The following is a 7379-nucleotide window of genomic DNA, read 5'->3' as shown; positions in this document are numbered from 1 at the left end:
AGGAACTTATTCAGATGGTAAACTAAATACAAGAGTTAAAAGTGGATATATGAATGATATCTTCTTGGAGCTTGTAGAAAATGGAGCTCAAGAAGAGATTCTATGGGACTATAAACCTCATGTAGGAACTGACATTTTAAAAGTAGTTGTTAAAAATTTAAGAGAGAAAATCATTAAAATGGGTGGAGAGTTCCATTTTAATAGTTTAGTAACAGATATTTTAATTAATAATAATAGAGTAACAGGAATAAAAGTGAAAAATCTTTCTTCCCCTCTCCAAAATGAAACTATTGAAAAATTTGATAATGTTCTATTAGGAATTGGACACTCATCAAGAGATACATATAAAATGCTTCATAAAAATGGAGTGTTTTTAGAAAGTAAACCTTTTGCTATTGGTGCAAGAATAGAGCATCCAAGACTTGATATAGATAAAATGCAGTATGGGAATATGCATGAGCATCCAAATTTAGAAGCAGCAACATATAGCTTAACTTATAACAACAAAGAGGAAGAAAGAGGTGTATTTTCATTTTGTATGTGTCCAGGTGGAGTTATAGTAAATGCTGCCTCTGAAAATGGTGGAACCCTTGTTAACGGAATGAGTTATTCAACAAGAGATGGAAGATTTTCAAACTCTGCCTTAGTTGTTGGTGTAAAAGCTAATGAATTTGGAAATGATATATTTTCAGGTATGGACTTTCAAGATAAGTTAGAAAAGAAAACATATGAACTTGTAGAAAACTATGGAGCTTTATATCAAAATACACTTGATTTTCTAAAAGGCAAGAAAACAAATAGAAAAATTGATTCAAGTTATGAAATGGAAATGAAAAGCTATGATTTGAATAATCTTTTTCCAGAGGTAATATCAAACAATATGAAATTAGCTATGGGACATTGGGAAAAAACAAATAGAAATTTTATTAGTGAACATGCTAATTTAATAGCACCAGAAACTAGAACTTCTGCACCTGTTAAAATAACTAGAAATGAACTTGGAGAATCAGTAAACACTAAGGGCCTTTATCCAATAGGAGAGGGAGCAGGATATGCTGGAGGAATAATTAGTGCAGCTATTGATGGCATGAAAATAGTAGATTTAGCATTTACTAAAAAATAATCAATTCATACAAAACTTGTAAACATATATAATATAAGATATAATATATAGGGGGTAAAATTTTGAAGGGGAAAGTTTTAATATATACAAGGGATTATTTTGTAAGAGTTATGAATGGAATGGCTTTAGGTTTATTTGCATCATTAATAATAGGTCTTATCCTAAAGCAATTGGGAACACTTTTTAAAATAGATATGTTAATTAATTTTGGGCAAGTGGCTCAATATAGTATGGGAGGAGCAATAGGAGCTGGTGTAGCTTATATTTTAAAAGCTTCTCCCCTAGGAATATTTTCATCTATGATTTGTGGATTTTTAGGAAGTGGTTCTATTGTATTTAATGGAACTACAGCTATTCTAAAAATAGGAGAACCAGTTGGTGCTATGATAGCAAGTCTTATAGGAGCGGAAATTTCTAAATTTGTAGAAAATAAAACTCCTGTAAATGTTATAGTAATTCCCATTAGTACAATAATTGTTGGTGGATTAGTTGGAATAAAGTTAGCTCCTGCTATTTCAGAGTTTATGAAATGGTTTGGAAATATAATTAATTTAGCAACAACATTAGAACCTTTTTACATGGGAATAATAGTATCAGTATTAATGGGAATTTTTTTAACACTACCTATAAGTAGTGCAGCCATAGCAATATCATTAGGTTTAAATGGATTAGCCGCAGGAGCATCAACCATTGGATGTTCTGTACATATGGTAGCCTTTGCAATAACAAGTTACAGAGAGAATAAAATGAGTGGATTGTTTTCTTTGGGATTAGGAACATCTATGCTTCAAATGCCAAACATAATAAAAAATCCAAAAATATTTCTCCCTCCTATAATAACTTCAGCTATATTAGGACCGATAGGTACGGTTATTTTTAAAATTGAAAATAATAGCGTTGGAGCTGGAATGGGAACTAGTGGATTAGTTGGACAAATCATGGCTATTGAAACAATGGGTAAAGATAAAACAATTATAATAATTTTAATGACAATTATTTTGCCAGGAGTTATATCTCTAATCATTTCAGAATTTTTTAGAAGAAAAGGGATTATAAAGTATGGTGATATGAAAATTTAATAGAAAATGGAGAGTAAATAAATTATGAAAATTTCAAAAAAAGATGCCTTAGAATGGTTTGAATACCTTTCTTCTCTATCAGGAGATAAAACTGAAGTATTCAGAGAGTATAGTAGTATAATTGAATCAACAATAAGACAAATAGAGTTAAGTGTAAATAAAACTCATAACAATATGAAAAATGAGATTAAAGAACTAAAAGATTTAAAAGGAAGAACATTCTTTGTAGGAAAACAAGAAAACTTCCCAAAAGGTTGCTTATCATGCTTATTTGGTGATGGACTTGGTGGAATAAGAAAAACTCATAAGTGTAATTTAGTATGTAAATTCTGTTATTATCATGATAATATAGATAATCAAGAAGTTATACCTGATGGTATGTGGGAAATTGGAGAAACTCTTTTTTATGAAGAGGATATAGATTTACTTTTATCTATACAAAAGAAACCAAGTGGAGTTGCTTATGTATACTTAGAACCATTTTTAGAAATAGAAAAATATTACTCAATTATAAAAAAATTAAATAAGGTTGGAATATACCAACATATGTATACTAACGGTTCTTTATGCACTAGAGAAAATTTAAAAAAATTAGGAGAAGCTGGACTTGATGAACTTAGATTTAACTTAGGTGCTGTTAAATGTAGTGATGAAGTTATTGAATATATGAAAATAGCAAAAGAGTATATTCCTATGGTTGGAATAGAAACTCCAATGACTCCTGAATTTTACGAAAGTTTTCAAAACAAAAAAGATAAGATTTTAGCATCAGGAATTGATTTCATGAACTGTGCTGAACTACATTTTGGAGAGGACAATATAAATAATTATGTTGGAGAAAAAATGTATATGGCTAGAAGAGGTTATATTTCACCTTTATGGTCAAGAGAGATAACTTTAAAATTAATGAAACAAGCTTGTGATGAAAATTGGAATATGGTTGTTCATGATTGTTCAAACCACACAAAATATTCAAGAGAGTTAAACAAAAATAACAAACAAGGACAAGGTTTTGGATTTACTACTTATATAAGTGAATTTGATAGATTTTTACCTCATATTTTTATAAGTACATTGAAAGATGAAAACTTCAAATTTATTGAAGAGGAAGAGTTACCGGAAAATTTAAAATTAGAAAACAACTATGATAATATAGATATGCTTATAGTTGAAGAAGAGGAAGAGATGTATGAAGATTTCTTACTAGAGGAAAATTGCTAATACTAATTATTTAAAAGAGAGAGTTATCTCTCTTTTATTTTTATAAAATGTAGGAGGGAGAAAATGAAAGGTAAAAATCAATTTTTAACATTGGGTCTTTGTATTCTTATTGGATTAAGTATTCTTGGATTCACTTTAGGAAATAGTTTAGTAAATATGAAAAGCTTAGATAGAACAGTAGTTGTTAAAGGTCTATCTGAAAAAGAGGTTATGTCTGATACTGTAGTTTGGCCTATTTCATTTAAAGTTACTGGAAATAATTTAGTAGATATTTATAATCAAGTGGAAATAGATAATAAAAAAATAAATGAATTTTTAATGGAAAATGGAGTTTCTAAAAATGAGATAACTTTATCTTCTCCTAATATAGAGGATAAAATGTTATATCAGTATGATAACACTAAAATTCCATTTAGATATATAGCAACTCAAGTAATAACTGTATATTCTCATAAAACTGAAAATATATATAAACTAAGCAATAAAATAGGAGAACTAGTAAAGATGAATATAGCTTTAAATAACAATGGTAATATAAATTATACATATTCAGATTTAAGTTCAATAAAACCTAAAATGATAGAAGAAGCTACAAAAAATGCAAGGGAAGTTGCAGAAAAATTTGCTAAAGATTCTAATAGTTCTTTAGGTAAAATTAAAAGAGCTAATCAAGGACAATTTATTATCTATAACAGAGACAATCATAATCCTCAAATAAAAAAAGTAAGAGTTGTAAGTACAATTGAATATTATTTAGTAGATTAAAAAAAGGAGCATACGCTCCTTTTTTAATTAAACTAATTCCATTCCTCTTTTAACCATATATATTTTATCGTCAGAAACAAAACGTTTAGCAAGTGCAAATCCAAAATCTAAGGATCTTCCAGCTCCAACTCCAGTAATTAAGTTTCTATCTTCAACAATATCTTCATCTATATAATTATTACTGTTCATTTCATCAATTACACTTGAATGGCATGTGAATTTATAATCATTAATCAGATTATTAACACCTAAAACTGTAGGAGCTCCACATATAGCACCAACTATTTTATCACTATCTAAATATTCTTTTACAATATCAATCACTATTTGATTCTCTCTAAGATTAATATAGCCAGGTGATCCACCAGGTAAAATGACTGCATCTCCCTCTCCAAAGTTAACCTTTTCAATAGTAGTATCTGCTATAATTTTTACTTTTTGAGCAGATTCAACTTCAATATTATCAGAGATAGATACAGTAATTACTTCAACACCTACTCTTCTTAGTACATCTAAAGGTGCTACTGCTTCTACAATTTCAAAACCATTTGCCAGCATAAAGAAAACTTTGTTATTCATACAAAAACCTCCTGTTAAATAATTTATATCTATTATAACAGAATAATTTAAAAAACACTAATTTATATGCTATAATTAAAATATATAATGAAAAAAGGAATGATAAATTGAAGATAAATTACGAATTAGAAATGCAAAAAATATTAGATACAATTGGTAAAGATAGTGAAAAAAAGTTATTAATACACTCATGTTGTGCTCCTTGTAGTTGTGCAATTCTTGAATATTTAAAAGAATATCTTAATATATCCATATATTTTTATAATCCCAATATAACAGAAATAAATGAATATGAAATTAGATTAAATGAGCAGCATACATTTAATAATGAACTTAATTATAATATGGATATTATTGAGGGAGAATATAGTCCTAAATCTGATTTTATTGAGAAAATCAAAGGGTTAGAAAATGAAAATGAGGGTGGAAAAAGATGTTATGAGTGTTATAAACTTAGAATGGAAGCCACTGCAAAAAAAGCTAAAGAGTTAAATTTTGATTATTTTTCAACTGTTCTAAGTATTAGTCCATTGAAAAATTCACAGTGGATTAATGAAATAGGAATTGAATTGGAAGAGAAATATGGTATTAAATTTTTAAAAGGTGACTTTAAAAAGAAGAGTAGATACTTAAGAAGTGTGGAGCTTTCGAAAGAATATGATCTTTATAGACAAGATTATTGCGGATGTATCTATTCTAAAATAGAGAGAATGGAGAAAAAGAAACTAAATGAAAAGTAAAAAGGAAAACAATAGAAGATTTTATTCTTTAAATGATTATTTTAAAGAAACAATTGGTGAAAAAATATATAAGGTATCTTTAGATGGAGGATTTACTTGTCCAAATAGAGATGGAAGCATATCTAGTGGCGGATGTATATTCTGTAGTGATGCTGGAAGTGGAGAATTTGCTGGAAATAAAATAAAAAGTATAACTGAGCAAATAGATGAACAACTTTTATTTTTAGGTAAAAAAATAGGAGAGGGGAAAGTTATTGCGTATTTTCAAAACTTTACAAATACATATGGCAATGTGGAGTATTTAGAGAAAATATATTATGAAGCTTTAAAACATCCAAGAGTTTTAGGCTTAGCTATTGGTACTAGACCTGATTGTTTACAAGAAGATATTGTAAAATTACTAGAAAGAATAAATAATAATTATTTACTTTGGATAGAACTTGGATTACAAAGCAGCAATGAAGAGGTTGCTAAAAAAATTAATAGAGGATATCCTTACTCTGTATATAAGGAAGCATCTAAAAATTTAAAAGATAAAAATATAAAATTCGTTACTCATATGATAATTGGATTGCCAAATGAAGATAATGAGAGTATTATTAAAACAGCAAATGATATTGTAGAGTCTGGAGCTTGGGGAATAAAAATACACTCTCTTCATATTATAAAAGAGACAAAGATGGAAGCTATATATAAAATTAAACCGTTTAAGATTTTTACATTGGAAGAGTATGTAAATATTGTTGTTGATATTTTAAAAATTCTCCCTCCTAAAATGGTTGTACATAGAGTTACTGGAGATGGGAAAAAAGATGAAGTTTTAGAACCAATTTGGAGTTTGAATAAAAGAAAGGTCTTAAATGAAATAGAGAAAGAGTTAAAAAAAAGGGAGGAGTATTAAATTGGGAGGAACGTTAATTAAATTAAAAGAACTAAAAGAAAGTTTTACAAAAAATGAAAATAAGATCTCTAACTATTTAGAAGATAATATAGAGGAGATTAAAATTTTAAATACCTACGAATTAGCTACGAGATGTGGAGTAAGTCAAGCATCAGTAGTCAGATTCTCAAAAAAATTAGGATTTAAAGGATTTCCAGAATTTAGAATAGCTTTAGCTGCTGATGTTGCAACAGTTATAAAAAGCGAAGAAGTAAACATTATATATGATGGAATAAATTTTGATGATAGTGTAGATATGTTATCTAAAAAAATAGTTTATGAAAATGTAAAGACAATAGAGGATACTTATAAAATTTTAGATTTTGGTGATTTAGAGAAAGCAGTGGAAATTATAGATAGTGCTGATAGAATATTTTTACTTGGAGCTGGTTTTTCTGGAATAGTAGCTAAAGATTTTCAGTATAAACTTTGGGAATTGGGTAAGTCAGTTATTTGTGATACAGATCAGCATATACAATTAGCAAACGCTTCTACTGTATCTGAAAAAGATGTTGTATTTGTTATATCTCACAGTGGAAAAACTTTAGATATATATCAAACACTTTTAAAGTTTAAAAAAAATAAAGCAACAGTTATAACTTTAACTAAATGTGCATCAAATCCAATAAAAAGTATTGGAGATATATGTTTAAATACTGTTGTTGAAAAAACTAATTTTAGATCAACTTCATTATCATCTAGAATGGCTCAATTAACTGTTATAGATATACTATATGTAAAATTAATTCAAAATAATAGAGTAAGAGCAGATAAGTTTATAGGAACAGCACTGAAAAATGTAGAAAGTATAAAGATGGATTAGCTTTTGAAAAAAAAATTCAAAATATAGCTAAAGATATTGACTTTTAGTGCAATTAATGGTAACTTTTAAGAGTAAGCATAATAATTCAAGGGAGTGATATTATGAGAGA

At 27.8% G+C, this 7379-nt stretch carries 8 protein-coding genes; 7 read left to right on the top strand and 1 reads right to left on the bottom strand.

The window, feature by feature from the left end:
- From Q0V09_RS05480 to Q0V09_RS05465, 4 genes are all read left to right on the top strand, one after another.
- On the top strand, window positions 1-1123 hold a 1123-nt coding region (locus tag Q0V09_RS05480), incomplete at its 5' end, for an NAD(P)/FAD-dependent oxidoreductase (protein ID WP_297487537.1).
- Window positions 1124-1233: 110 nt separating this feature from the next.
- On the top strand, window positions 1234-2202 hold the full coding sequence (locus tag Q0V09_RS05475; protein ID WP_297487539.1) for a PTS transporter subunit IIC: 969 nt from the start codon (window positions 1234-1236) through the stop codon (window positions 2200-2202).
- Window positions 2203-2226: 24 nt separating this feature from the next.
- Complete coding sequence (locus Q0V09_RS05470) at window positions 2227-3423, top strand: radical SAM protein (RefSeq protein WP_297487535.1); 1197 nt, start codon at window positions 2227-2229, stop codon at window positions 3421-3423.
- A 63-nt stretch (window positions 3424-3486) separates the two neighbouring features.
- Window positions 3487-4188, top strand: coding sequence for an SIMPL domain-containing protein (locus Q0V09_RS05465; RefSeq protein WP_297407130.1), 702 nt, complete (start codon window positions 3487-3489; stop codon window positions 4186-4188).
- Window positions 4189-4215: 27 nt separating this feature from the next.
- On the opposite strand, the gene Q0V09_RS05460 is transcribed toward Q0V09_RS05465, so the two are convergent.
- Window positions 4216-4767, bottom strand: coding sequence for a DJ-1 family glyoxalase III (locus Q0V09_RS05460; RefSeq protein WP_297407128.1), 552 nt, complete (start codon window positions 4765-4767; stop codon window positions 4216-4218).
- A 107-nt stretch (window positions 4768-4874) separates the two neighbouring features.
- Here Q0V09_RS05460 and Q0V09_RS05455 point away from each other — a divergent pair, with 107 nt between their 5' ends.
- The 3 genes from Q0V09_RS05455 to Q0V09_RS05445 are packed head-to-tail and all read left to right on the top strand — an operon-like array spanning window position 4875 to window position 7270.
- Window positions 4875-5507: an epoxyqueuosine reductase QueH gene (locus tag Q0V09_RS05455; protein WP_297407126.1), complete on the top strand. Its 633-nt coding sequence runs from the start codon at window positions 4875-4877 to the stop codon at window positions 5505-5507.
- On the top strand, window positions 5497-6408 hold the full coding sequence (locus Q0V09_RS05450; protein ID WP_297487533.1) for a TIGR01212 family radical SAM protein: 912 nt from the start codon (window positions 5497-5499) through the stop codon (window positions 6406-6408). The genes Q0V09_RS05455 and Q0V09_RS05450 overlap by 11 nt, the downstream gene beginning before the upstream one ends.
- A gap of 1 nt (window position 6409) precedes the next feature.
- Complete coding sequence (locus Q0V09_RS05445; protein WP_297487532.1) at window positions 6410-7270, top strand: MurR/RpiR family transcriptional regulator; 861 nt, start codon at window positions 6410-6412, stop codon at window positions 7268-7270.
- The last annotated feature ends 109 nt before the right edge of the window (window positions 7271-7379 follow it).

The sequence above is a fragment of the uncultured Cetobacterium sp. genome (assembly GCF_947039425.1).
GTDB lineage: Bacteria > Fusobacteriota > Fusobacteriia > Fusobacteriales > Fusobacteriaceae > Cetobacterium_A.
Note: the sequence above shows the minus strand (reverse complement) of the source record. Positions and strands in the feature narration are given on the sequence as shown.

Excerpts from the sequence above, each read along its gene's own strand:
- Q0V09_RS05460 (WP_297407128.1), bottom strand. The coding sequence starts at position 4,767 with ATGAATAACAAAGTTTTCTTTATGCTGGCAAATGGTTTTGAAATTGTA.
- Q0V09_RS05465 (WP_297407130.1), top strand. The coding sequence starts at position 3,487 with ATGAAAGGTAAAAATCAATTTTTAACATTGGGTCTTTGTATTCTTATT.
- Q0V09_RS05450 (WP_297487533.1), top strand. The coding sequence starts at position 5,497 with ATGAAAAGTAAAAAGGAAAACAATAGAAGATTTTATTCTTTAAATGAT.
- Q0V09_RS05475 (WP_297487539.1), top strand. The coding sequence starts at position 1,234 with ATGAATGGAATGGCTTTAGGTTTATTTGCATCATTAATAATAGGTCTT.
- Q0V09_RS05470 (WP_297487535.1), top strand. The coding sequence starts at position 2,227 with ATGAAAATTTCAAAAAAAGATGCCTTAGAATGGTTTGAATACCTTTCT.